Consider the following 25,708-nt stretch of genomic DNA (forward strand, 5'->3'; position numbering starts at 1 on the left):
GGAAAGATATTTAGACGATTACATGAAACAAGCATTTACCCAAAAAAACCTTTTTACCACACTTCTGGCCACTATTTTGTCTGTGGCAACTGTATTTGGACAGACTATTTCTAAGAGCACGACCAGTCCTGCAAGTGTGTGTCCGGGCAATTCAATTTCAGTCCAATTTACGCCCGCTACCTTCCCGGCAGGAACAACCTACACCGTACAGGTCTCAGACGCAGCAGGATCGTTTACGACTCCTCTGGCAACCGCTACGGGTACTGCCAGTCCAATTAATGTTACCATTCCAGCAGGTGCTGCCGCTGGCGCAGGTTATGTAGCCAGGGCAATATCCACTTCTCCGGCCGTCGATGGCGCTGCAAGTGACCCGTTCACAGTCAACGCTATTCCTGCAGCTCCTACCGCTACATCACCCATAGTATATACTCAAAATGCAGCTGCCGTCGCGTTAAGCGCAACAGGTACGGGCTTACTCTGGTACGATGCTGCCGACGGCGGAACAGGTTCCGGAACTATACCGGTTCCGTCGACTGCAACGGTAGGTACAACGAGCTATTATGTTAGCCAAACGGTTGCCGGGTGCGAAAGCCCGCGTGCGAAGATTGACGTGACGGTTAATGCTTGTACGCCGCCAGCCGCGCCGGGAGTTGCTAATAAAAGTTATACGGTCGGCGAAGCAGCTACTCCACTGACTGCAACCGGAGACGGTTTGAAATGGTACAGTGCGTCTACAGGTGGGTCACCACTCGGCGGAGCCCCAACACCTTCAACTGCTGCTGCGGGAAGCACAAGTTATTTTGTATCCCAAACCGTTAGCAATTGCGAAAGTCCAAGAGCTGAAATTGTTGTAACAGTAGCAGCTTGTACACCGCCAGCCCCTCCGGGTGTTGCTCATAAAAATTATACAGTCGGAGACGCTGCTACACCTCTGACCGCAACCGGCGACGGTTTGAAATGGTACAGTGCATCCTCAGGCGGATCACCGCTTGGCGGAGCGCCAACGCCTTCAACTGCCTCTGCGGGAAGCACAAGTTATTTTGTATCCCAAACCGTTAGCAATTGCGAAAGTCCAAGAGCTGAAATTGTCGTAACGGTAGCAGCATGCACACCGCCCGCCGCTCCGACCGTTGCTAATAAAACTTACACTGTTGGAGATGCGGCTACGCCTTTGACTGCAACCGGGGCAGGTCTTAAATGGTATAGCGGATCAACCGGCGGTTCTCCCCTGGGTGGCGCGCCTACTCCGTCAACTGCCTCTGCGGGTGCCACGAGCTATTTCGTTTCTCAAACCGTCGGCAGTTGCGAAAGTGCGAGAGCTGAAATCGTTGTAACAGTATCAGCCTGCACGCCTCCCGCTGTGCCGGGTGTTGCCAATAAGAGTTATACCGTTGGCGATGCGGCTACTCCGTTAACAGCAACCGGTGATGGCTTGAAATGGTACGGTGCATCTTCTGGCGGATCGCCGCTGGGCGCGGCTCCAACACCTTCAACTGCCTCGGTTGGAGCGACTAGTTACTTTGTATCCCAAACAGTTAGCAATTGCGAGAGCCCAAGAGCTGAAATCGTCGTAACGGTATCCGCGTGCACGCCACCTGCCGCTCCGGGCGTTGCCAATAAAAGTTATACCGTTGGAGAAGCCGCAACGCCATTGACTGCAACTGGCTCCGGTTTAAAATGGTACAGCGCCTCCACAGGCGGATCGCCGCTGGGCGCGGCTCCAACACCTTCAACTGCCTCGGTTGGAGCGAGTAGTTACTTTGTATCCCAAACAGTTAGCAATTGCGAGAGCCCAAGAGCTGAAATCGTCGTAACGGTATCTGCATGTACGCCGCCTGCTGCGCCGGGCGTTGCAAATAAGAGCTATACCGTTGGCGATGCGGCTACTCCGTTAACAGCAACCGGTGATGGTTTAAAATGGTACAGCGCATCTTCTGGCGGATCGCCGCTGGGCGCTGCTCCAACTCCTTCAACTGCCTCGGTTGGAGCGACTAGTTACTTTGTTTCGCAAACAGTTAGCAATTGCGAGAGCCCAAGAGCTGAAATCGTCGTAACGGTATCCGCGTGCACGCCACCTGCTGCTCCGGGCGTTGCCAATAAAAGTTATACGGTTGGAGACGCAGCAACGCCATTGACTGCGACTGGCGCTGGTTTGAAATGGTACAGCGCCTCCACAGGCGGATCGCCGCTGGGCGCGGCTCCAACACCTTCAACTGCCTCGGTTGGAGCGACTAGTTACTTTGTTTCCCAAACAGTTAGCAATTGCGAGAGCCCAAGAGCTGAAATCGTCGTAACGGTATCCGCGTGCACTCCACCTGCTGCTCCGGGCGTTGCCAATAAAAGTTATACGGTTGGAGACGCAGCAACGCCATTGACTGCGACTGGCGCTGGTTTGAAATGGTACAGCGCCTCCACAGGCGGATCGCCGCTGGGCGCTGCTCCAACTCCTTCAACCGCGTCGGTGGGTGCGACCAGCTACTTTGTTTCCCAAACAGTTAGCAATTGCGAGAGCCCAAGAGCTGAAATCGTCGTAACGGTATCCGCGTGCACGCCGCCCGCCGCGCCGGGTGTTGCCAATAAAAGTTACACTGTAGGTGATGCTTCGGCACCATTGACGGCAACTGGTACCGGTTTGAAATGGTACAGCGCATCAACCGGCGGATCACCGCTGGGTGCTGCTCCAACTCCTTCAACTGCTTCGGTAGGTGCAACAAGCTATTTTGTTTCTCAAACGATTAACAGTTGCGAAAGCCCACGAGCAGAAATCGTTGTAACAGTTTCTGCATGTACGCCACCAGCCGCGCCGGGTGTTGCCAATAAAAGTTACACGGTTGGAGACGCTGCTACGCCATTAACTGCGACTGGCGCTGGTTTAAAATGGTACAGCGCGTCAACTGGCGGATCACCGCTGGGTGCCGCACCAACTCCTTCCACTGCTTCCGTAGGTGCAACCAGCTATTTTGTATCCCAATCAGTTAATAGCTGCGAAAGTGCAAGAGCAGAAATTGTCGTAACGGTATCTGCATGTACACCACCGGCTGCGCCGGGAGTTGCTAATAAAAGTTACACGGTTGGAGACGCGGCAACGCCATTAACTGCAAGTGGTACTGCTTTAAAATGGTATAGCGCCGCGACTGGCGGATCTCCACTCGGTGGCGCTCCTACGCCTTCAACTGCCTCTGTTGGTACTACCAGTTATTATGTAACTCAAACAGTTGGTGGATGCGAAAGCGCCCGCGCGAAAATTGATGTAACGATCAGCGTGTGTACTCCTCCTCCTGCGCCAATAGTTGCCAATAAGAGTTATACGGTTGGCGACGCAGCCGTAGCTTTAACAGCGACAGGTACTGCATTGAAATGGTACAGCGCATCAACAGGCGGATCACCTTTGGCGGTCGCTCCAACCCCTTTGACAGCAACAGCAGGCTCGACCAGTTATTTTGTATCTCAAACGGTCGGTAATTGTGAAAGTGCCAGAGCGGTAATCGTTGTCACAGTAAGTGCATGTACGCAACCAGCGGCACCGACGGTTGCTAATAGGAATTACTTTCTCGGAGAAACCGCGACCGCATTAACTGCCACCGGCACCAATTTGAAATGGTATGCGGCAGCAACGGGAGGTTCTCCACTTCAAGGCGCACCCGTTCCTTCAACAGCAAAAGCGGGATCCACCAATTATTTCGTTTCTCAAACCGTCAATAATTGCGAAAGTGCAAGAGCACAGATTATAGTTACGATAGCTCCATGCCCTGCTACTTTGCCTTTACCAGTAGTAGTGACCCCACTGAATATCTGTCAGTCGCCAACAGCAGCAGCATTGACAGCCACAGCGACGAACAACACATATACTCTTAAATGGTATACAACCTTAAATGGAGGAACCGGATCGACAACGGCGATTATTCCGAACGCAACCACTGCGGGCACTACCAGTTATTACGTTTCACAAACCTCAGCTAGCGGCTGTGAAAGTGAGCGGGTCAAAATTGATGTTATTGTAAACACTACCCCAGTTGCTCCGATTGTCACTCCGATAGACTATTGCGTTGGCGTAAAAGCGAACCAACTCACGCCTACTGGTGGAACTAACAGATGGTACACAACTGTGTCGGGCGGCGCTGGATCAGCTACTGCTCCAACTCCGTTGACAACTACTCCGGGAACAACGTCTTATTATTTGACTCAATCAAATACATATGGTGCGTTGGTTTGCGAAAGTCCTCGCGCTAAACAAGATGTGGTCGTAAATCCTACACCAGCTGCATTACCAACAGTTTCGGACGTTTTTTGCCAGTCAAGAGTGGATTCAACTTATAAATTCCCAACCACAGCTGAGCAGGGAAATACATTGAATTGGTATACGATCACAACTGGCGGAACTGCTTCACCAACTACTCCGACGATCAATGCTAAAACTGCTGGCGAATTCACTTATTATGCCACACAATCTTCTGCAAAAGGTTGCGAAAGCTTGAACCGCGCGATCCAAAAAGTTCGCGTGAAATCTCTCCCGGGTTTACCGACCATTGAAAAGCCGTTAATAGAATACTGCCAGTTTATCAAAGCGGCCCCATTGACTGCAACACAGGTTGCTAACGGCATTCTGAGCTGGTATGGAACAAATGCGACAGGCGGAAGTGCCAGTAACACCGCGCCGACACCATCCACGGCCGAAGGAGGAACAACATCATTTTATGTGGCCCAGTCGCTTGACGGCTGTTTCAGCGACCGCGCCAAAATCGATGTCAAGATCAATACCACACCAAAACCTACCACTACCACAGCATTGGCTTTCTGCCAGAATGAGGCTGCTGGCCCGTTGAGCGCGACAGGCAATGTTTTGAAATGGTACCGCGAAGCTGACGGCACCGAATTTCAGGGCGTACCTTTTACACCATTTACCGAAAAAGTGCAGGATTATTCCTTTTATGTAACCCAAACCGGTGCGGAAAATGGCTGCGAAAGTCCGAAGGAGGAAATCAAGATCCACATCAGGTCACTGCCATCGGCGACCATAACCGGCAATGCAACAATTGATCTCGGCAAAACAGCGACGATCAACATTAAATTCACAGGCGACGGGCCATGGATCTATGTGCTTTCAAACGGCATTACCGACACAACCAATCAGGCAAACCATCCGGTTGAGGTGAAACCAAGTACCACCACCACCTACGTCGTGACCGAAGTTTCCAATGCTTGCGGTAAAGGCTTACCAATTGGCAGCGCCCTGGTAACGGTTAAAGTCCCCACCATCAATTCGGGTAACCCTTCTATTGCAGAAGTGTGTGCAGGTAAATCTTTCAGCATTCCATTCCAGCAGTCGGGGGATTTTCCTACCGGCAACACATTTAAAGTACAAATAGCACCTGCGAATGTTGACGCGCAATTCTGGACCATTCCTTCTGTAGCCACAGCTAGTTCGGTTACCGCAACATTCCCAGATACGACCAAGGGTGGAAGCTACTACATCAGGGTGATCAGTTCTGGTACAAATCCTGATTTTACCGTCAAAGGGAGTGTAAGTTCTATCACAATCATTGCAAGTCCGCTTCCAGTTGCAACACTAACTGGGGCTCAAACCATTCTCATTGGAGAAACTGTGACATTGAAAGCGGAGATCACAGGCAAATCGCCCTGGACATTTACCTTGAACAACGGGACCAAAGATTCGCTGATCACGGCCGTTGCAACTCCATATAACTTTAATGTTACGCCAAAAACCACCACAACATACACGATTACAAAGGTTACCAATGGATGCGGTATCGGTACAGGAGTAGGATCCGCAAGAATACAGGTAGATCCGATTCTTGGTGTTGAACCGCCTGCGTCGGCCGACTGGGTCAAGGTATATCCTACCATTATCACGCAATCCAGGGTTACCATTGAAATTCCGGGCGTCGTTTCACCGAAACAAGCCGGTGTGGAAGTATTTGACTTAAATGGCCGTTCGAAATACAGCAGTGAGATCCAGGGAAAAATTACCGAAGTTGACTTTGTAAACTACCCCTCCGGATTGTACTTGTTACGCATTCAGAATGGAAACCTGAGCACCGTTCAGCGGGTTATGAAACCTTAATCGCAATTCATTTTTTAAATTAAAACAGGACATTTGCTGCCATGCATCAGGTGTCCTGTTTTTTTCAACCCTAATCGTCAACGTGGATATCCAGGCCGACATTCTTGATAACTACTTTATGGCAGAAGCCATGCGCCTGGCCCATAAAGCTTACGACGAAGGCGAAATCCCCGTTGGCGCCATCGTGGTGATCGGTGAAAAAGTCATAGGAAAAGGTTATAACCAAACCGAACTGCTTAACGATGTGACTGCCCATGCCGAAATGATCGCCATCACCGCGGCTTCGGACCACCTGGGCTCCAAGTATCTCACCGATTGCACCTTATATGTTACCCTGGAACCTTGCGTGATGTGTGCAGGTGCGCTCTACTGGACCCAGATGAAAAGAGTGGTGATTGGAGCGGCAGACGAAAAGCGCGGCTATTCCCGACTTGGAAAGCCCATTTTACACCCCAAAACCAAGCTTTCAAATGGCATTTTAGCCACAGAATCACAGGAATTGCTCCTCAAATTTTTTAGGCAATTAAGAACATAAAGCGTTCTTCTACTGTTAGCCAACCAATAGATTATATTTGTTATTCATTTAAACTACACTGAAAATGGCATTTACACTTGATCCCTTACCTTACGCAAACAATGCATTAGAGCCGCATATCGATGCATTGACCATGGAAATACATCATGACCGTCACCACCAGGCTTATGTTACTAACCTGAATGCAGCAGTAGCAGGAACCGAATTGGAAGGCAAAACCATAGAAGAAATCATTGCAAACATCAGCAAAGCCCCTGCACCGGTACGCAACAACGGCGGCGGACATTGGAACCACAGCTTTTTCTGGAAATCACTTTCTTCCAGCGGCGGCGGAGAACCAACAGGAGAGCTTGCAAAAGCAATCGACGCAAAATTCGGTTCTTTCACAGCTTTCAAAGACGAATTCAAGAAAGCAGCCATCGGCCGTTTCGGTTCAGGCTGGGCATGGCTTATCGCAACTGGCGACGGTGTTGCCATCACTTCTACCCCAAACCAGGACAACCCGTTGATGGATATTGCCGAGGCAAAAGGAACGCCCGTTATCGGTCTGGACGTGTGGGAACATGCTTACTACCTGAAATATCAAAACAAGCGTCCGGACTACATCGAAGCATATTGGAATGTAGTGGACTGGAAAGCTGCTGACGCTCTCTACGTTGCAGCGAAATAAGGATTGAAAATATAGAATTGGGTTTGGAGGTCGATAAAAATTGCACGATTAGCCTTGCAACCTTCAAACCTTTTCCTAATTTTGTGTCCTCGAAAGGGGTTTTGCCCCAAGAACGGAGGTTGTAGCTCAGTCGGTTAGAGCGCTAGATTGTGGTTCTAGAGGTCGCGGGTTCGAGACCCGTCTCCCTCCCTTGAAATAAGTTCAAAGTCAAACAAAATGCCTGTAAATCAATGATTTGCGGGCATTTTTGTTTTTCAGATTATATCAAAAAATGCAAAAATTCCCATGTTTTCCAGCGTCATTCGTGTAGTTCGACGCTTTGCGAAAAAAGACGCTGGAAAATGCCCGTAAGTTTCTGATTAACAACATGTTTACGAGATAAACATCTTGTTTGAAAAGGCTGGTAACGCGATATTTAACCACTTAAATGCTAGCGTCATGTTGGAAAAAACTTTCGGCCTGTTTTTCTATCTAAAACAAGCCAAGAATCAGAAGGATGGTTTACGTTACGTTTACCTCAGAATTACCGTCGACGGCAAGCCCGTCGAAATGTCCACAAAACAACTTTGGAGCCCCGCCAGATGGAATGTGGATGCGGGCAGAGCCATCGGCCAAAAAGAAGACACCCGGACGCTCAATGCCTATTTGGACATGTTGAGCTCAAAAGTTTTTCAAGCGAAGAAGATGTTGATCGAGGATGACAAGGAATTGTCAGCCGAGGCATTGAAGAATGTTCTGCTCGGGAAGAGCAATGAGACTCGCACGATTCTTGAAGTCTTCCAGCGCCATAATGAGCAAATGGAAGCATTGGTTGGTCAAGAGTTCGCGCCGCTTACTTTAAAGCGATACAAAACTGCCAAGGAGCATACCGCCTCCTTCATCAAATGGAAATACAAGAAGGACGACTTTGAAATCAAAAACCTCAATTTTGAATTCATTACTGAATTTAATTTTTGGCTTCGCAGCGCGAGAGGATGCAATCACAATTCGGCAATCAAATACCTGAGTAACCTCAAAAAGGTTGTGCTGATCTGTGTCAATAACAAATGGTTGAAGAAAGATCCGTTCCAAGGCTTTAAGTTGACCAAGAAAGAAGTTGTGAAGAACCCGCTGTCCAGGGATGAGCTGAAACGACTAACGGAAAAAGTGTTCGAGGTCGAAAGAATCGGCCAGGTACGGGACATCTTTTTATTTTGCTGCTACACCGGACTAGCTTATGTGGATGTAAAGCAATTGAAGACAACGGATATTGTTGTCGGCATGGATGGCGAGCCTTGGATTGACACAACAAGGCAAAAAACGGATGCGCCTACACGTATTCCGTTACTGGATACGGCGCTGGAAATTATTGAGAAGTATAAGGATCATCCGCAATGCTGTGCGGCTGGCGTTGTGCTGCCAGTTCTGAGCAATCAGAAGATGAATGCTTACTTGAAGGAGATTGCTAACCTCTGTGGGATTTCGAAAACGCTGACTTTTCATATTGCTCGGCACACGTTCGCCACTACGGTGACACTGAGTAATAAGGTGCCGATTGAGACGGTTTCGAAGATGCTTGGGCATCGGTCTTTGAAGCAGACTATGATTTATGCTAAGATTTTAGATGTGAAGATTAGTGAGGATATGAAGGGGTTGAGGGAGCGGTTGAAGGGGATGTAGTCGAGGTAGTGAGCCAAATATCAGATTGAAAGCCTAGTACTTGGCTCACTCCCCGAAGTCATGCAAGCTTATTTAGAGCAACTTCCGACGCTGTTTACAGTTATGTCGAATAGGCTTGATCATTGCTCATGATGGAGCTTCGTAAATATCCTTCCTATATTTTCGGGCATTGCTAACAAACCATGATCCATAGTACCGGATAAACGACAACAACTCTACTGGAACAAATGAAGCAACGACATGGCCAGCGGCTTTTTGATAGTCATTGAAGACAATTCGATCAATTAAAAACTCTTCATTCTGGGACTCAAACTCTATGTTGAAGTGAGCGATTGAATTCCTTAACGCATAAACGAAGCTCTGCAAATCAACATAGTCTTTGTTTATTGTGGATTCATTGATCCCCATTGTAACTCTAAGTTTTTCTGTAATCCTATCTTTTGGTAAAAAGCTTATCGCTTTTTCTTTTGGAAAAACAATTATACCCAATAGACAATTAGTTAACAAAGTATAATTGAATTGTTTATCAAATTTGAACCTATACAAAAGTCCTTCATATTGAGATATCAGTTCTAAGGTTCGTTCAATAAAATCAATTTCAACGTTTCGATAATTTCCCATTTTTTACCTGTTCTTTCGATCTGAATTGTTTCTACTCTACTTGCAAAACTTCGTATGTTGCCCCAATGCTCCCACTTGTATAAACATACTGAACAATAGCCGGATAAATTTCATAATGTGGCTTATCCTCCGGCCAATCCACAAATCTCTCCCCAAAAGAAGATCCGGATTGTGGTATTAGCGTCTTCCGGAAAGTTCTTCCATCTGGGTAAAATGTGATTCTAGTAGCCTTCTTGTGCTTGGCATCGTCGTAGACGATTACAATCGGACATTTACAAGGTTCATCGTAGAAGGCCACCACAAAATGACTTTTGTCGATACCATCTGGTATCTTAAATTTTACTTGTTGATAAATTTTTTCAGCTTGCCGAATAGTGTCAGGTTCGTTTTCACTTGTCGGAATACCAGTTGAATCTTTGTAAACTGTCTGTGATTCAGAAGGTTGGTTGCCATGGCTATCATTGTTAGACCCACAACGCACCAAGACAACCATCAGACAAACAATGGCTGATAGAGTTCGAATTTTAGTAAAAATATGCAATTTCTTTCTCAAGGTTGAATTTGATCAATAAATACCATGTTCGGCTCCAGCTGGATCGAATCCAAAACTAATATACCTTGTTGTTTTCATTGTAAAAAAATAAGCGACATATCCATTGTAATCTTCTCAAAATAATCAAATGCGTATGAAATTTATTGATACCAATATCCTTTACTACAAATTTTCAAACTCATACCCCGATACCATATCAGGTACAAATATCGTATCCATTAGCGCCCTGGAATTCTTAAAAAATATAGAAAAATCACACCCAAATCGATCAAAGTACTATGTACCTTATCGATTTGGCTCACATGATTTTATAAATCGAGAATATTTAAAGTTACATGGAAAGCGGCCGTTTCGTAGTTCTTACTCCGATTCCATATCATTTGAATTCAAGCAGAACGCTAATAACTATGTTCTATACAACAATGAATCAATTGCGAATGCAATTAATGAGAAACAGGCAAGTTTGTATCAAGCTTCAATATTTTTTTTAGAAAAGCAAGATTTTAAGGAGCTTAAATCAAAGTTCAAGTTCATTATAGAGAATAACTTGGTTTGCCATCCATTGACAAAAGAGGATATTGAAAGGTCATATCAATTGCTAGACACCTTCACTGATACGCACAATATGAAACCTGATTTTCGAAACTCGTGGAATGACATACTTATTTTGTCAAAAGTCATAAACAGTGGCGGAACGCTAATTTCGTCCGATAAAGAACTTAATAAATTCGCGGCAGAAGTGTACGGTGCAAAAGTAGTGGCATATGATAACATCATGGAATACTCCTTTCCCTGTCAGCATGCAGAGACCGTCCTAGGCTACACTAAATTCGAAAGTAAGGGCTACATTAATCAGGGATGGGCTTATAGAAAAAATAAAGGAAAATAAAGACTGCCAACATGCCTACAATGCTAATTTGAAAAGCAAGCTTAACTTATTACGTAACGGTTTAGAACCCTGACTCTTGCTAGTTAAGTAACCTTATCAAGGCAATTAGTTCGGTAAGCACATGAGTTGAATAGGTGTGCCCTGCGCGATGCAGATCACGGATTTTGCAGGGCAGCCTCTGTTATCTGAGGCCCGGATCATACTTGGTAGTCCGATAATTACTTATTTCTCTGTGTCTCCGTCAAAGTACAAAAAATTGTATTTTGCACTAGTCAACCAATCAAACCCTATGAACAAGGAAGAATTTTCAAAAGCATTAAAGAACACGCTATTTGCTAAGTTAAACATCACTTTTAAAATAAAGACTGTTAAGCCTGAACAGATAGTACTATTGAAAATATCGACCCCAAATTATAGTCAGGTGGTAGATTGGTATGTAGACGGCAATGGAAATATTCCTGATGCCGAGGATAGGTTGTCCGATATAATAACCACAGTATCAGACTTACTATATCAATCAGAATATTCGAAACTTAAAAGAGAAATACGTGAGATTGCCGCCGCCTGTGCATACTATGCGCAAAATTGTAAGATAGGTATAACTCATCCTAATGACTATTCTGGCAAATGCACTAAAGAAGAACTGGCTATAATAGGCTGCCAATTATTCATTCTTAGGGCCCATGAACACTTTAAGACTTTAAGCACTCTTTCAGACACACATTCACATGAAGACTTTTACAGATTTGAATTCTCCATAAATGTAATCCTACGCAGCTGTATATTGGATTCATTATTGATGAGCGCTTGGGTCAAGGATAAAAGCAGAGTATCTAAATTTATAAGAGACTTAATAGTGTCGTCTTACCTGATGACTCCATCGGGCCTGTCTGCAGTAAGGGATAAGGAAATTATGAACGGGGCGAATTATTTCAATGTCGGCTGTAAAAAAGATATAAATAATAATAGAAAGAAAAAAATACTAAACCATGTGTCAACAAATGGGTTTATTGAGTACTTAAAAGGGTCGAATCACATAAAGTCGTTTCGTGGCCTATATGACATGTATTCTAAATTTGATCACTTTAGTCCAATTCCATACCTCCATTTTTTGGAAAGGCCAGTTATTGAAAAGATAAGTATTCATCGCGATTCGTTTCATTTTGTAAAACATGCTCTGTCACAAATGCTTATAAAACGGAGAGATCCTTTGATGAATACATTTTGTGACATTCTTGGATTACCCTGAAAAGAATAAGACCAAACGCCTAGAAATTATGGATTTAGAGAAATGGATTGAAAAACTTGATATTTTACAGAAGTATCGCTACGAGTATGTGAGAGAGAAAAATCATCTCGCTGCCGGTAAAAAGAAAAATGCGAAGGGTCATAAAGAGACAATGAAGCGTTATCAGATTCTTACAGAGAGTCTGACCAAGGGTTCATCTGAACTCAGAGACTTCTTTTCAGGGAATTTTGACGATGTCGGAAAACTTGAAAGTTTGATGATCCTAAAAAGGACTCGTATTTTGTCCATGATATTGATAAACTTCTTGATGCCGTTAACGAGAGAATAAAGAGAATGAGTCCTACTATTATCGATACTGTTTACAATTTTTGAACATCAATCTCAAAAAAACCTCGTTCATGAAGCAGCCTGCACCGCCACAACAAGGAGCACCAAGTAAGGAAAACGGAGGTTTTCTTGACAATTGTAAGGATAGGTCTTTCCAGAAGCCTAGGTACTTTAAAAGGGTAGAGAAATCCGGTCAAGAAATTAAAGTAAAGACTTCCAACAGGCAATCGAGTTTGATTACTTGGCCATATGGCTTACCGACAAGCAGAGTACGTTGGCTCCTGAGTAGGCCATGACTGAGATCTTATGCAGCGTGAGATTTTGATGTACGGATTTTCAGCTGATGATCATCAAAGCGAGCCGAAAGTTTCTTGGCACAAGCTTGCCAATAGGATCGACGAGATGTAATGCTCATTGAGGCCAGATCAAGATGGGCGAGTGGCAATTACTGGAATTAAGTTCGCTTCAATTTCGATACAACCTTATAAATTCCATCGAATAGAATATTTAGTTGAATGGAGCTGGATATTGCGCAAAGTTAAGATCGGATTAATTGACTAAAATCTTGTTCGGATCTCTGCAAGCTATAATATGCGACAAATAGTGCTAAGGCCCTTTTGTGAGCGGGAATAGAATTAGTTTTATATGAAAGCTGAAGTAATTCTTTCATAAAACCAAGATTGAACTCCCAAAGACTAAAATAGTTTGGATAGATAGTATCGACGTTCACTATTAACCAGTTAATTCCTTGAATCGTGCCATCATTTCTCCCGTCGAGTTCAATCATCATTCTATCCACAATTCTTTTACCGGTCAAATATTGCTGAGTTAAGTAACTAATATCATGGTATTCATAACAGCCATGGTCAAGTCCAACAATAAATAGATAAGCAATTAATCGACAGATATCGTTACACCAATAATCATACTTTATACCGCCAGTGTCAATCAACGTCGGCCTATTTCCTTGAACTAAAATATTTCTAGCATGAAAATCCCCATGAGACAAGACCAGTGGTTTTTTTGTGATTACACCTGACGAGTCTTGCTTGCCAAGAGTTCTAAAACTTCCACCCACAATAAAATTTCGAAGTTGGACCGGATCGAAGTCATGTGGAAAGGCATCCAAAATTGGCTTCAATTCGCTTATTGCGGTTTGGACGAGGTTAAATCCCGAGAAAGAAAATTTCTCAAAAATGAAGTAGAACTTTTCGGGAGCGGCGTTATTGGCTATGAAGTGATCCTTTAGTCCATTTCGAAAGTACAATTCATTAAGAAAGAAATCAATTTTATCATTATCCGGATTTTTTTGTAGCCACTTAAACAAAGTCTCACTTGATTTTACTTCCTCTACTAGAACACCTAAAATTTCTTCATTTTCGTAGTATATCGGCGCGATATTGGTCCTAAACCTCGCAGGAAAACGTAGATACAATTCGGATGCATTATGAATTTCAGTCTTAAGAGATGGTTTATCTTTAGAGATTTTAAGAATGAAACTTCGATCACGAAATTTTAGTCGAAAATTAACTGCCCCACTCAAACCCGACTGAAAGCTTTCTAGCGATAATTCATCCTGATAGTCCAATTTCTGTTTTATTTGAAAAACTAAGTCTCTAACGGACGATTTACCTAATGATTGAATATTAGCTTCCAAGCCGATATCGTCCACGTCATAAGAAAACAACTCTGTCGTCAAGAATTTAGAGAGGGCAATACGTCTCACTTGTCTCTTTAACTCGCTTGCTCGTACACTTTTTAAAATTGGCCCGATGTATGCATACCTGTCATGAAGCTCGTCATAGTCAATCAAACCACTTGACAGGCTGCCTGTAGTATAGACAAGAACTTCAATGTTTAAACCCAGAGATTTGATTTTTTCGAGTACATGTTCACCGACCTGTCTGTTGTTCGAGTCATACATGTCCAAAATTAGTATGTCGGGAGGCGACGTCCGTAAGTCCTTCTCCATAGGCAACGTATCTCCAAACGGTACATAGTGAAATGATATTCCATATCGCTGAAGTTCTGCGTTCATTGAAATGAAATAAGAATCTACATCTAACTGAGTCGATGGATTGTCCTCATAATGAAATACGCGAATTATTCTATTCATAAGACAGCATAGTTATATTTAATTGATACAATCTATTTCTTGAGCCATGATCCAGTGTGCCGGAGAAAATCTGTAAATCCCGTTCAAACTGGCTCAAACCTCCGTCTAACTTTCTCTCATCCGTACACATATCGGTGCCATTGTATTCGATTTTCAAGTTTACCGATGCCTCATTCTCCTCCTGATCTCTGTTACCTGTAATTCGAATGTGAATATGGGACTCAACAACACCTGGATTCTTTCTTTTTAGAATATTCTGCCTTATATGGTCGAGATAGTAATTCAGTACCTCCTTTGGATAGAAGACCATCCTGTCTCGTTTATCGATCTCAATACTGACGGATCCGAAACCAACGGATCCGAAGATCATAGAACACGCCTCGTAGACATCACATGGAAAATTATCTAAAAAGCGTAGCAGTAATGAACTTGTTGTTTGGTTGAATTGCGCTTTTTTATAGCTAATTATTGCCTCATACATGTCGTCATAGTAATCGTGATATTCTTGATACTTATCAATGAGCGATATAGGATTAATAGATATTTCATTAACTAGAAGAAAAAACTCCTGTGCAATTCTCCTCGATTTCTTTGATCCAAATATTGATATGACTTTTTCGGAAATAGAATACCGCTGAAAAATCTGGCTTTCAAACATCAAAGGTTCGATTTTGTCTAGATAGAGCTTCACGATTGGTTTGATAACATGATTTACGTGATCCCACCTGTCAAGCAAATAGCTGATTTTCTGGTTAAAAATCCTATAAAAGGGGGAACTCTCACGATTAAGAATAAAGTCAGGAAAGGCATGCGAATCTAGGTTTCGAAAATCAAGTGACACAAATGATTCATAATGTGGTGGATGACTATCGAGGTTATAAAGTGCAAAAAACTCCTGCTTCAAACTTTTGATGACATTTTTCGGAGAAATGGTATTGTTTCGATCCCACTCTAAACTACGTCTAACTAACTGATTTTGAGTTCTTAGTGAAAAATAGGCAGCCTTTTGATTTGTCGAAAATAATGTTCTATCTATTTGATTAAATTGATGTTGCAACAGAGAGAAATAATCAGTGCTCCTATTATATTGGTTTTCATGCAAGGTCTGTACATGAAAAAATATGTTCTGCAGCAAATTGTCACGTATTCGATTATCGTACCGCGATGCCTTGACAATATCAGCTAACAGTTCGCAAAATTTGTACTTGTTTGACGCCCTTAAAACGGTGATTGCGGCAAATTTAAACCGTACACAAAGTCTTAAAGGATTAGTATGGGAAGCGTCTGGGTCGTAGAAATCTTCAACTAACCTGTCAGCAGGAACAGTGCATATGTATGTTGCCATATCGGCCACCATGTTTCTAAGATCTCTAAATACAAGCGGCTGTCGCTGTAGCAAATGGACTTCATTTGAAAATAGATACAGAAGAGCATATAATTTGGAGTCTGGATCCATTGAAAACTCAGCCATGTTACTGCGAACATCTACGAGATACCAATATAGCTTCACTCTGCTTGATGTATCGATAGTAGCATTTTCAATGAGGACACTAAGCTCATACATCAACATTATCAATCTACTAGACAGTTCAAAATTATTATCTTCGTCCGTCGAGCCGAGATAAAAGTCGCAAGGAAATTGTGGCATATCTATTCTGTCCTTAATCCTGATTCTGCGTTTCCTGTCTTGGGCGTAATCACTAGCATATTTATTTTGTACCGGATAGAGGCTAAGCGCACGATCTTGCTCACAGATTGGGCATATTGCTGATGTGTAGAACTTCAGTGGAAAGTTGAACAAAAAGGTAATTTGTGTTTGGGCTTCTCCCGTTTTATAGTTAAGCGGATTGTTATCAAAAAGATTGAACTGCTTACCCTCAAATGGGCCAAGAGTTATAGGAACGCCTATCGTCCTTATTCGTTCGTAGAAAAGTTGTTCATTGTTCTTAAACTGCGAAAATAAGATACAAACTAGTACATTATCAACATCGCGAATTGTAGTAAAAAGCTTATTGATGGACTCGCCTGTAAGCGCTCCAAAGTCGATAAACACGACATTTTTTGAACTTGCGTTAATATTTGTGTCCGGCAATGCGTTTACGACTGCTTCAACGCGAAAACGATTTCTCAGATGTCTAATAAGAGCGTTAAAAAACTGTGCATTTCCACGCTTTTCTCCCGATTTAACTATGGAAAAATGATCAAACCGATCGCCCTGCCAGTCAGCTATTATACTAGTAAAACGCGACCAAACGAAACTAGGTGTCTCTAATATTTTCTTCTGATCGAGGGCAAAGGTGAAATGACGTCCATTAAATTTTCCATAATGATTGTAATGTAACGATTTCGTTCGAATTAAAAATTCCTTCACCTCAGTTTTCAAAGGCTCATTCGATTCAATGAAGATTGAGTTTTCGCCTTTAATATTGTAATCGGGCTGTATAAAATTCTTACATTTCGCTAGTGTGTCCGCATTTCTTTTATAAGAATCTATAAATGAAGAGCTTATATTAATGCTGATTTGATCGACTTTGTGTTTTTTGTAAATACTGAGTATAGGTGTGGAACTTCCCCAAGTTGTCAAGTTATCTACATTTCTTTCACGAAAATTTGCCAGACAAATTATACATAACACATTAGCTAAATCGCGTTTTGCATACTTATCAAGCCTTCTAATGGTTTCAGACGATGAAATTATACTAGTGAGTATTATTACTTCATCACCGGCATTGAATAATCTACTACGTCTTGGAATGTCGTAGTCGATATCGTCGTTGATATTAACAATGTTGTGTGGTCCGATTCCATAAATTTTGCTAAACTCCGCAGCAAGCTCATATATATAACTATGATCTATTAATATGCGGGTAACCTTTGAAGGCTTCCAACTGCTGAATTGCTCCTTCATCATAAGGTACATAGCAAGTGCATAACCCACGCGGTCGCCGTTTCTCAAAATGTCCTTGACATCATACCATTTGGTCACTGGTTTGAGTGTCGGGGTACATGTCAGGTTTTCAGAGGGACTAATGCCACTCAAAAAGCTTGATAGTTTCTTTCGAAATAGATCACCGATATGTGTAAAATTGAACTCAAGATCAAACTTATCCGATACTGTAACAAGAGAGTCGTCGTTTTGGAAGTGAAATAGTATCATTGTTCGATCAGCTGGAATCAAGCGGTTAAAGCTTGATAACTTAAGTAGGTTTGTAGCCTCTCGACCATCAAGATAGGCCTCGTTGAGTATTTCGATAATCTTTTGGTCCCCTCCAAACCAACTTATAGTGTCATTTCCAAGAATTAGTATTGGATCATAAACAATTTCATTGTGCGGATTAGATACTTCCTGGCCAAGGGTATGGCCATCCATTTTTTGCCTCAGTTCATTTGCAGAATCGGCGATAATATCCTGCAAGTCCTTTCCAATTTCGTCTAGTATATATACAACAATTCCATTAGGATGACGAATGTAGCTCAAATACTGTAGGCTAGCGGAAAGAAATTCCTTAAAGTCTGTGAATGATAAGTTTTTTTCTGACTTGAAGATTATAATTAAGTTGTATGTTGATGAGCTATTATTCAGGCCATCGATTAGTTTTTTAAATAAATCAGTGTGCTTGTCCTTGACTATAAATTGAGCAGTTTTCCATTTTCGGCGATTTCCGGATTTTTTAAATTTAAAAGTGAACTCCTTAATTTCGGAATATGGACATAGCTTCAATTCAATCAATGTTCCAGGAAAACTGGATAACTTCTTATTTTCATTGTCAACCCAGTGTGACGATGAATATCCTCCCTTCTGGTACCCTCCGTATAGTTTTTGAGTTCTTATTAAAAATATTCCATTGTATTTGTTAACAATTCGATTGATTCGATACAATCCTTTAGTGCCTCTTATCTCTTCATTTATCTTCCTTGATGACCATTTATCGAAAGACCATTTTAAAATTTCTAAGTCTTCGCTTTTACTTTTGTGTATGTAATCGGTACTTGATTTGCGGCGATAAGAACGTTGCAAATCATGACTTATTAAGCCTCCTCCGGAATCTCCAAAGTAAATTTCAATAAGATTGTTGATCCCATTTTGGTCAACCCATTTAACATACTTTTCTTCGATTTTGTTTGAGTATATTTTTGAGTTTGATTCTCTATTTGCTACCAGCGTTCTTACCGGTAGTAGACCAATGGCTATCAATGCTTTATTGCAATTGGTATGTTCTTCGACATTTTTTATAAGCTCGCTTAGGATAACGTTCTTAATGGATTTTAAATCGATGCTATCTAAACCTCGCTCTTCATTTGTTAGCACCTTTGTGAATAGATTGTCAAGACTACTTTCGATCTCTACATCAGAACTAGCATCGATCCAAGAAATGGGGACTATAAAATTGTAGTTAAATCGAATGTTGTTTTCTGAAAAATCAACTGAGTGAACTTTCGACTTTGTAAATTCATTTATAAGAGAAATGTTGTTATATGGTTTAGAAAAGTCGAAACTCTCGCTTAGCAGAATTTCCGTTTCTTGGTAGATGTGAGCGCATTGTACCGCCGAATCGAATTGAATTGTCTTCAGAAAAATGTTTGCTGCATTCCGTCTTTTTGCTCTTGCAATCTTATCTTCGAATTTTTCAGAAGCACCGGGCTTACAGAAAGGAAGAGCAACAAGCACCCTGATTTTCATTTTTAGTGCGCTTTCAATTAGGACCGCCAGTCTGACAGCTGCGCCGATATTTACCCATTCAACACTCGATAGATCAAAAAACAAGCCTGATGTTATCTTGCTTAAATTCCATGACCCAGCAAGAAATATTTCATCTTCCTGCTTAAGTAAATTGTTTTCAAGGTTTTCAGGTGTCAAGAATCGGGTCTTAGCTAAAAGTCGGGCTGGAAGTTCTGTAGACATCGGATTGGTGTTGTTTTACGCTCTCAAGCAAAATTTTTTAATGAATGTTAGTTGCAGTTAAATGCCCAGATTAGTTTTTGAAGTGGCTGAGTTTCCTTCGATTCTTTTACTTGAGAATGTGTCAATATTAGATAAAGAAAATTTCGATATTGAGATTCCGTCATCAAGGCGGACATATTTAACAACAGCTCGAAAGGTCGTTCAAATCGTTTGGTTGTGTAAAACGAATAAATAAATTTTCTATAATATTAGTTTGCGCTGGGCTCACATATTCAAAAAGTCCCAAAGCAGTAGAGCTTCAAATAGTACTAATAGGTATATGTCTTGTTTCCATAACATATTCGTGTGTAAATATAATGGTTATCAGAAAATAAACACTGGCAAACCGTGAGGAGATTTGCGAAGCTTCAGAACATTCTAGAAACGCATTTTACCAAGCTTATTCTCGTAACATTTTCGACTTTTTTTAGGAAGACCTAGACGTTTTTCAATCAGTCAGATAGTGTCCTTTGGAGGTTTTATCCTAAGTCAAATTTACACAGGATAGGCAAATCCCATTTCAATAAACTAGATTCACAAATCGGCTCAGCACCTGGTTTTAGAGACTTTGAAATCCAAACGAGCCGCCTGCTTTGCGCGTCTGGCCAGATGTACGATTGTAATACAATCGCCGGTTGCTGCGCACCCGATCTGGCCTTCCCCTCCAAAGTCGGTCCAGGTTTGTGAAGGAGTTTTTAACGTTTGAAGTGGAGATAGGATCGTGATGAAAGAAGAAAAATCGAACAAGACAAAGCTTGTAATCTTCCGGTTAACACCCAAAGAATACGCCAATCTGGAAGCCAAACGCAGCCGCACCACTTGTCGGAAATTAAGTGAATTTTTACGACTCTTGATCTTCAACCGACCGGTAACTGTGATCGAAAGGAACGGGTCGCAAGATCAGATGATTGGCGAATTATCGGAGCTGCGGGAAGAGCTCAACCGGCTTGGCAACAACTTCAACCAGGCAACCAAACGCCTCAATGCCGTCAACCAAATCTCAGAGTTTAGAAATTGGATCGCCAGCTACGAAACTGAAAAGGCATTCCTGTTTTCGATATTGGACAAGATCAAATTGCAAACCGATAAACTGGCAGATCGATGGTTGCAGTAATCCACACCAGCAACCGGCTCCGGGCTGTGCTGCAATACAATGAGAACAAGCTGGAACAGGGACATGCGGAATGCATTTCGGCAATCAACTATCCTAAGGATGCGGATGCGCTGAGTTTTGATCAAAAGCTGAACCGGATTCAGCGGCAGCTGGCTTTGAACAAAAGGACAAAGGTCAATACGGTTCACGTGTCTTTGAACTTTGATCCGTCGGAAAAGCTGAGCAAAGAACAGCTTGCGGAGATTTCAAAATCCTATTTAAAGGGTATTGGATTTGAGAAACAACCCGCCCTCGTATACGAGCATCGGGATGCCGGTCACCCACATGTGCATATTGTGACGACCAACATCAAAGCTGATGGAAGCCGGATTTCGTTGCACAATCTGGGCAAAAATCAATCGGAGAAAACCAGGAAGGAGATCGAGGTAGATTTTGGTTTGGTGAAGGCACAAGACCGAAAAGCGCAGGAGTTTACTTTGAAGCCAGTCAGCATCAAAGCGGAGTATGGAAGGTCAGAAACCAAGAAGGCCATTGCCAATGTGCTCGAAAAGGTTCTGAACGATTACAAGTTCACCACGATGGGAGAATTAAATGCAGTGCTCAACCATTATAATGTTGCTGCGGACATTGGCTCAGAGGATTCAAGGATCCGGAAGAACAATGGCATTTTATACCGAGTACTGGATAAGGATGGCAACCGGGTTGGGGTGCCCATCAAAGCAAGCGACTTTCATTTCAAGCCAACACATAGAAATCTGAAAGTGCGTTTTCTCTTCAATGAGATGAATCCAAACCGTACGAAGGATTCGTTACGAATTAGGAATAGTATAGATTTTACTTTGTATGGCAAACAAAACGTGTCATTGCCCAGGCTGATCGATATTCTTCAAAAAGACGGGATCGATACGGTAATCCGAAAGAATGAGGAAGGCCTGCTGTACGGGATCACATACTGTGATCATCGTACGAGATCCGTCTTCAACGGAAGTGCATTGGGTAAGCAGTATAGCGCGAAGGGAATTGCCGAGCGATGCATCGAGGATCCTTTTTCTCTTCATCAGCAAAAGTCTCAAAGGATAGGGCTGGATGTCGGCCAATCTGCCGGTGCAGGTAATGTTTATCATGCCGGAAATGGTAGCTCGTTAGAGAATGATAAGTCTCTTGATTCTTTGTTGTCTCCTGTTAAGGACGGAGAGTATACACCGCATCAGTTGAAGAAGCCGAAACGTAAGAAGCAGAAAGGGTTTTCGATGGGATTTTGAGTTATTGGAGGAATGCGCTTGCACCACAGTGCAACGAAAGGTACAAAGCAAAAAGTGACGACTTCAAGTCCATGAGGCTATTTACCGCGGCTGGCGCCGCTCCTTAAACCGCCTTATGGATTTGCAGCCAAGGGGTGAACCCAGTCACTTTTTGCTTTGTGTGAGAATAGGCGATTGCGCTGAGGTGAAAAATAATAGTTTCAAATTTAAGCGACAATCCAAAGAAACGAAGGCACTGCCTTTCTTTTCACAGAGCATCGCGCCGGGCGATAGGTTGTTCCGCAGCTATTTTTTGAGCTACAATAAAAAAGGACTGTCGCCAACAGTCCTTCAATCTCTAAGCTTTCGCGCCCAACTGTTCGAACCCGGCCACATTCTTACCACGGAATTTTTTAACACGGTAATTAAATTTATAGTATCCCATACCATTCCGATTGCAAAAAGCCTGTTTGCTTATCCCTTGTGTCTGCCACTGATCGTACAAATCAGGCATTTTCTATGTTTCATTTTTCATGAAACAAGATTATGAGCCACATAGATCTGTTAAAACATGGTTTTATCGGACGCATACATTTGTAAAAACCTCCGAGGTAGTTCGCCGGGTAATTAGACAGATCCCGACTGATCTGGATTTTTACCGTGAACGAATGGATGCGCTCGACGCGACATTAGCAGAGAACAGGATACTTTACGGAAGCGACTGGCCCAATAGTGACCAATGTCTTCCTTTGCAGATGGACTAAATCTGGTTCGCGCCTACTTCATGGAAAAAGACCCGAATGTTGCAGAAAAATACTTCTGGAAGAATTCGATTGCGGCATATTCATGGCAAAAACGGGATAAGACGCAGCCGTAGTGGTACAATAATCCAAACCAAAAACGATTCCAACAAATTAAATGAATCTAAAATCTCTCAAATGCTTTAAAGTCAAAAAAGTGCGGGAATAGCCTGCTTTAACAGACTTTCTACCCTGCTTTCAGTTTCATTATCAAGCTGAGGATGAGAAAGTACGTTTAACGCCTCAGCAGCTTTATCGCTCTCATACAAAGCCAATGACAAATTTACATAAAGCACCGCATCAGTCGGTGATAGCAAAATTGCTTGATTATAACACTCAATCGCCTCGTTAAAATTGCGTATTTGGTAGAGCAAAATCCCCAAATCGTTCCAATTTAAATAATAATCAGGTTTCAATTTTATCGCTTCACGATAAGCCTCTATCGCCTCCGATACTTGCCCGTTACCATTCAAAGCCAGCGCAAGGTTTGATTGAAATGTGCCATTATTGCTATCCAAACCAAGCGCCTTGCTGTAAAATGTAATGGCCTGTCCGTAGTCCCTTTTGTAATAGAGCATCAGTCCAATTGCGTTCAGTAGAGGTGCATTATCCGGATCGAATTCGAGTGCTTTTTGATAATATTCTACCGCCTTATCAAACTCGTTAAGAAGATCATATGACGCAGCAATATTCTTTAAGTATAAAGAAGTAGACGGTTTAATCAGAAGTGCTTTGAAATAGAATTCAATGGACGTTCCAAAATCGCCATTACTAAAATATAGAACCCCTATATTGTTTAAAATAACATCATTACCTGGATCTAATTGATGCGCTTTCTCAAGCGCCCCTATCGCTAATAAAAACTGATTAGTTTCTCGATAGGAAGAGCTAAGATTTTCATAATATATGATGTTTGATGGGTCAACATCTATTGCTTTAATAAAGCAGTTAATAGAGGCATCATATTTTTTCTGATGATAGTATATTGTTCCCAATAAGTTTAGCGCATAGCCATTAGATGGCTCCTTCTCAATTAATCCCAAACAAAATGGTTCCGCTTGGTCCAATTCGTTTAGTTCGACGAATGTCAAACAAATATTTTGCAGATATACTGGACTGGATGGGTTTTTCGCTAGCGCTTCCCTATAATACTGCTCTGCGTTTTTATAGTTTTTAGTTTCATAGTAAAATACGCCAAGCCTGTTCGCGTAGATGTCGTCTGTCGGAGCGATTTCAAGCGCTTTTAAAAAGCTTCTTTCTGCGTCCTCCAATCTATCCAAATTTTGATACGCGTCTCCGATATTTTCGTAAATGTCAGGTCTATCTGGCTCTAAGTCGATGGCCTTGCTAAAACATTCCAGCGCCTGATGCCAGTCTTCCTTCTTCATGTAAAAAGTACCGAAGGCATTCCACCTGTCGGCACCATCATCTATCTGGACTGCTCTCAGATAGAGTGATTGAGCCTCATCAAATTGAAGTTTCGTAGTTAAAGCATCGGCATGAGCTTCAATTGCCCCTGCGAGATTTTCTCTGTAAACCGGCTGATTGCCGTTCAAATCAAGCGCCTTTTGATAAAAATGTTCAGATTTCTCGAAATTGTCAATAGAAAAATAGACGTTTCCAATAAAATTGTAAACCCAGTCTGCCCAGTGAGGGCGAATAGAGATACTTTTTTCATAATGGTCAAGAGCTTCCATCTTCCTGTTGGAGCGATCATAATAATCAGCGAGTGCCATGTGAGCATCGAAATTTTCCGGATCAACTTGCAGCGCTTTCAACAGGTTGGAAAGTTCTCTTTCATTTTGCCCATTTTCTTTGTACAACGACGCTATATTAAGATAAGCAGGGGCGATCAATGGTTGAAGCTTAATCGCCTTTGTTAACCAGAACTCAGCTTTGTCCCACTCTTTGACCACCAGCCACGCCAATCCCAGCTCACGATAAGAATCATAAATGACCAGGTTCTCGAAACTTCCCGCAACCCTGTCAATAGGAATCAATGGATGCTCAGAAAGAAACACTTCTGGTCTGCTTTCAATTTTTTCGAGCAAAGTAAGAATTAGGGGCTCTTTATCCTTTATCCAAGTATCCAGGCAGTAAAGATTTAGCAGCCTTTTATAAGAGTGATGTTGCAAAAAATTGACTCGTGTAGCCTCATTGTACCAAAATTCAGCGCTTTCCAGCTTGTTCTCTACAAAAAAGCAATCCCCCATTAAACTAATGGACGAATAATCAGCCGGCTTAGATGCAATCGTTTGCACCAGTAAATCCTGCGCTTCCTGATAACTGCCCTTTTTAATTAGGTGCTCTGCCTCAGCCCTTTTAATTTCAACCGTGTGGGGCAAGTGTTTTGCAGCCGATTCCAGAAAACCTGATACCAGAGAAGTCTCAGGATAATAATAGATTATTATTTGGGCCATCACGATCTGTGATTGTGCCCGTATCTCTGCCGGAACTTCGGAATTTTCAGCAATTTCGTTGTAGAACGGCACGCAATCCGGCCAACGGTTTTCCCTAATATAGGTAGCGATTTTTATGTAATTGTCCGCCGCTCCCTTATCCCAAGTATTCCTTTTGACACAAAGCAAATAAATGAATTCATCACGAAAATAAATTGCGGCATCCACATAAAATTTATACCAAAGCTTTCTTGCCTCGTCTTTGTTTGTGTCAAATAGCTGATCCAGGCTGGCAAGCTGTTGTTGAAACAACAAGGCATAATAAGACTCCCGTAACTGGATTAGTGCTTTAAGTGATAAATCACTGTCGAACTTCTTTCCATCAATATTGATAAAATCCCAGGCAACATAAGGTTTTGAAAGATCAAGCTGTTCTCTGATAGTCTCAAGTAAATCGGCCGTAAGACGCATGTCGACATTTTCAAACATGGCTGTCTCAGCGTAAGATTTT

The 25,708-nt window shown here is 42.5% G+C and carries 17 protein-coding genes and 1 tRNA gene; 12 read left to right on the top strand and 6 right to left on the bottom strand.

Annotated elements, in window-relative coordinates:
• Positions 1-22: 22 nt before the first annotated feature.
• The 5 genes from FHS68_RS22420 (at position 23) to FHS68_RS22440 (ending at position 8,946) form a co-directional block, all read left to right on the top strand.
• Positions 23-6,082 carry an Ig-like domain-containing protein gene (locus tag FHS68_RS22420; RefSeq protein ID WP_167275202.1) on the top strand — a complete coding sequence of 2,020 codons (6,060 nt, stop codon included), beginning with the start codon at positions 23-25 and terminating at the stop codon, positions 6,080-6,082.
• A gap of 118 nt (positions 6,083-6,200) precedes the next feature.
• Positions 6,201-6,617, top strand: a complete 417-nt coding sequence (locus tag FHS68_RS22425) for a nucleoside deaminase (RefSeq protein ID WP_208408421.1) — start codon at positions 6,201-6,203, stop codon at positions 6,615-6,617.
• Positions 6,618-6,681: 64 nt separating this feature from the next.
• Positions 6,682-7,287 (top strand): superoxide dismutase, encoded by a 606-nt coding sequence (locus FHS68_RS22430; protein WP_167275205.1) that lies wholly within the window; start codon positions 6,682-6,684, stop codon positions 7,285-7,287.
• 114 nt (positions 7,288-7,401) lie between these two features.
• Positions 7,402-7,477, top strand: a tRNA-His gene (locus FHS68_RS22435).
• Positions 7,478-7,725: 248 nt separating this feature from the next.
• Positions 7,726-8,946: a site-specific integrase gene (locus FHS68_RS22440; RefSeq protein WP_167275207.1), complete on the top strand. Its 1,221-nt coding sequence runs from the start codon at positions 7,726-7,728 to the stop codon at positions 8,944-8,946.
• A gap of 126 nt (positions 8,947-9,072) precedes the next feature.
• Here FHS68_RS22440 and FHS68_RS22445 read toward each other — a convergent pair whose 3' ends face one another.
• A complete protein-coding gene (locus FHS68_RS22445; RefSeq protein WP_167275210.1) occupies positions 9,073-9,567 on the bottom strand; it encodes a HEPN family nuclease in 495 nt (164 codons plus the stop codon).
• A 31-nt stretch (positions 9,568-9,598) separates the two neighbouring features.
• Positions 9,599-10,120, bottom strand: coding sequence for a hypothetical protein (locus tag FHS68_RS22450; RefSeq protein WP_167275213.1), 522 nt, complete (start codon positions 10,118-10,120; stop codon positions 9,599-9,601).
• A gap of 133 nt (positions 10,121-10,253) precedes the next feature.
• On the opposite strand from FHS68_RS22450, the gene FHS68_RS22455 reads away from it, so the two are divergent.
• The 3 genes from FHS68_RS22455 (at position 10,254) to FHS68_RS22465 (ending at position 12,586) form a co-directional block, all read left to right on the top strand.
• Positions 10,254-11,009: a glycosyltransferase family 4 protein gene (locus FHS68_RS22455; protein WP_167275215.1), complete on the top strand. Its 756-nt coding sequence runs from the start codon at positions 10,254-10,256 to the stop codon at positions 11,007-11,009.
• A 289-nt stretch (positions 11,010-11,298) separates the two neighbouring features.
• On the top strand, positions 11,299-12,258 hold the full coding sequence (locus FHS68_RS22460; RefSeq protein ID WP_167275217.1) for a hypothetical protein: 960 nt from the start codon (positions 11,299-11,301) through the stop codon (positions 12,256-12,258).
• A gap of 28 nt (positions 12,259-12,286) precedes the next feature.
• The gene (locus tag FHS68_RS22465) at positions 12,287-12,586 is read left to right on the top strand and encodes a hypothetical protein (RefSeq protein ID WP_167275219.1); all 300 of its coding nucleotides are present in this window, start codon (positions 12,287-12,289) and stop codon (positions 12,584-12,586) included.
• 537 nt (positions 12,587-13,123) lie between these two features.
• On the opposite strand, the gene FHS68_RS22470 is transcribed toward FHS68_RS22465, so the two are convergent.
• Positions 13,124-14,701 (bottom strand): response regulator, encoded by a 1,578-nt coding sequence (locus tag FHS68_RS22470; protein WP_167275222.1) that lies wholly within the window; start codon positions 14,699-14,701, stop codon positions 13,124-13,126.
• Positions 14,694-19,604, bottom strand: a complete 4,911-nt coding sequence (locus FHS68_RS22475) for a hypothetical protein (RefSeq protein ID WP_167275224.1) — start codon at positions 19,602-19,604, stop codon at positions 14,694-14,696. The genes FHS68_RS22470 and FHS68_RS22475 overlap by 8 nt, the downstream gene beginning before the upstream one ends.
• A gap of 763 nt (positions 19,605-20,367) precedes the next feature.
• On the opposite strand from FHS68_RS22475, the gene FHS68_RS22480 reads away from it, so the two are divergent.
• Together FHS68_RS22480 and FHS68_RS22485 are read left to right on the top strand one after the other, a co-directional pair.
• Positions 20,368-20,757, top strand: a complete 390-nt coding sequence (locus FHS68_RS22480) for a plasmid mobilization protein (protein ID WP_167275227.1) — start codon at positions 20,368-20,370, stop codon at positions 20,755-20,757.
• Positions 20,745-22,019, top strand: coding sequence for a relaxase/mobilization nuclease domain-containing protein (locus FHS68_RS22485; protein WP_167275230.1), 1,275 nt, complete (start codon positions 20,745-20,747; stop codon positions 22,017-22,019). The genes FHS68_RS22480 and FHS68_RS22485 overlap by 13 nt, the downstream gene beginning before the upstream one ends.
• 337 nt (positions 22,020-22,356) lie before the next feature.
• Here FHS68_RS22485 and tnpA read toward each other — a convergent pair whose 3' ends face one another.
• Positions 22,357-22,512, bottom strand: coding sequence for an IS66 family insertion sequence element accessory protein TnpA (tnpA, locus tag FHS68_RS26900; RefSeq protein WP_445438746.1), 156 nt, complete (start codon positions 22,510-22,512; stop codon positions 22,357-22,359).
• A 19-nt stretch (positions 22,513-22,531) separates the two neighbouring features.
• On the opposite strand from tnpA, the gene FHS68_RS22490 reads away from it, so the two are divergent.
• Positions 22,532-22,762, top strand: a complete 231-nt coding sequence (locus tag FHS68_RS22490) for an amidohydrolase family protein (protein WP_167275232.1) — start codon at positions 22,532-22,534, stop codon at positions 22,760-22,762.
• Positions 22,738-22,875, top strand: coding sequence for a hypothetical protein (locus FHS68_RS22495; protein WP_167275235.1), 138 nt, complete (start codon positions 22,738-22,740; stop codon positions 22,873-22,875). Before FHS68_RS22490 ends, FHS68_RS22495 begins: the two co-directional genes overlap by 25 nt.
• Positions 22,876-22,947: 72 nt before the next feature.
• Here FHS68_RS22495 and FHS68_RS22500 read toward each other — a convergent pair whose 3' ends face one another.
• Positions 22,948-25,686, bottom strand: coding sequence for a tetratricopeptide repeat protein (locus FHS68_RS22500; RefSeq protein WP_208408402.1), 2,739 nt, complete (start codon positions 25,684-25,686; stop codon positions 22,948-22,950).
• Between the last annotated feature and the right edge of the window lie 22 nt (positions 25,687-25,708).

It is taken from the genome of Dyadobacter arcticus (genome assembly GCF_011762185.1).
Taxonomy (GTDB): domain Bacteria; phylum Bacteroidota; class Bacteroidia; order Cytophagales; family Spirosomataceae; genus Dyadobacter; species Dyadobacter arcticus.

Coding starts and splice junctions, on each gene's coding strand:
- FHS68_RS22420 (WP_167275202.1), top strand. CDS start 23: ATGAAACAAGCATTTACCCAAAAAAACCTTTTTACCACACTTCTGGCC.
- FHS68_RS22425 (WP_208408421.1), top strand. CDS start 6,201: ATGGCAGAAGCCATGCGCCTGGCCCATAAAGCTTACGACGAAGGCGAA.
- FHS68_RS22430 (WP_167275205.1), top strand. CDS start 6,682: ATGGCATTTACACTTGATCCCTTACCTTACGCAAACAATGCATTAGAG.
- FHS68_RS22440 (WP_167275207.1), top strand. CDS start 7,726: ATGTTGGAAAAAACTTTCGGCCTGTTTTTCTATCTAAAACAAGCCAAG.
- FHS68_RS22445 (WP_167275210.1), bottom strand. CDS start 9,567: ATGGGAAATTATCGAAACGTTGAAATTGATTTTATTGAACGAACCTTA.
- FHS68_RS22455 (WP_167275215.1), top strand. CDS start 10,254: ATGAAATTTATTGATACCAATATCCTTTACTACAAATTTTCAAACTCA.
- FHS68_RS22460 (WP_167275217.1), top strand. CDS start 11,299: ATGAACAAGGAAGAATTTTCAAAAGCATTAAAGAACACGCTATTTGCT.
- FHS68_RS22465 (WP_167275219.1), top strand. CDS start 12,287: ATGGATTTAGAGAAATGGATTGAAAAACTTGATATTTTACAGAAGTAT.
- FHS68_RS22470 (WP_167275222.1), bottom strand. CDS start 14,701: ATGAATAGAATAATTCGCGTATTTCATTATGAGGACAATCCATCGACT.
- FHS68_RS22475 (WP_167275224.1), bottom strand. CDS start 19,604: ATGTCTACAGAACTTCCAGCCCGACTTTTAGCTAAGACCCGATTCTTG.
- FHS68_RS22480 (WP_167275227.1), top strand. CDS start 20,368: ATGAAAGAAGAAAAATCGAACAAGACAAAGCTTGTAATCTTCCGGTTA.
- FHS68_RS22485 (WP_167275230.1), top strand. CDS start 20,745: ATGGTTGCAGTAATCCACACCAGCAACCGGCTCCGGGCTGTGCTGCAA.
- tnpA (WP_445438746.1), bottom strand. CDS start 22,512: ATGCCTGATTTGTACGATCAGTGGCAGACACAAGGGATAAGCAAACAG.
- FHS68_RS22490 (WP_167275232.1), top strand. CDS start 22,532: ATGAAACAAGATTATGAGCCACATAGATCTGTTAAAACATGGTTTTAT.
- FHS68_RS22495 (WP_167275235.1), top strand. CDS start 22,738: ATGTCTTCCTTTGCAGATGGACTAAATCTGGTTCGCGCCTACTTCATG.
- FHS68_RS22500 (WP_208408402.1), bottom strand. CDS start 25,686: ATGTTTGAAAATGTCGACATGCGTCTTACGGCCGATTTACTTGAGACT.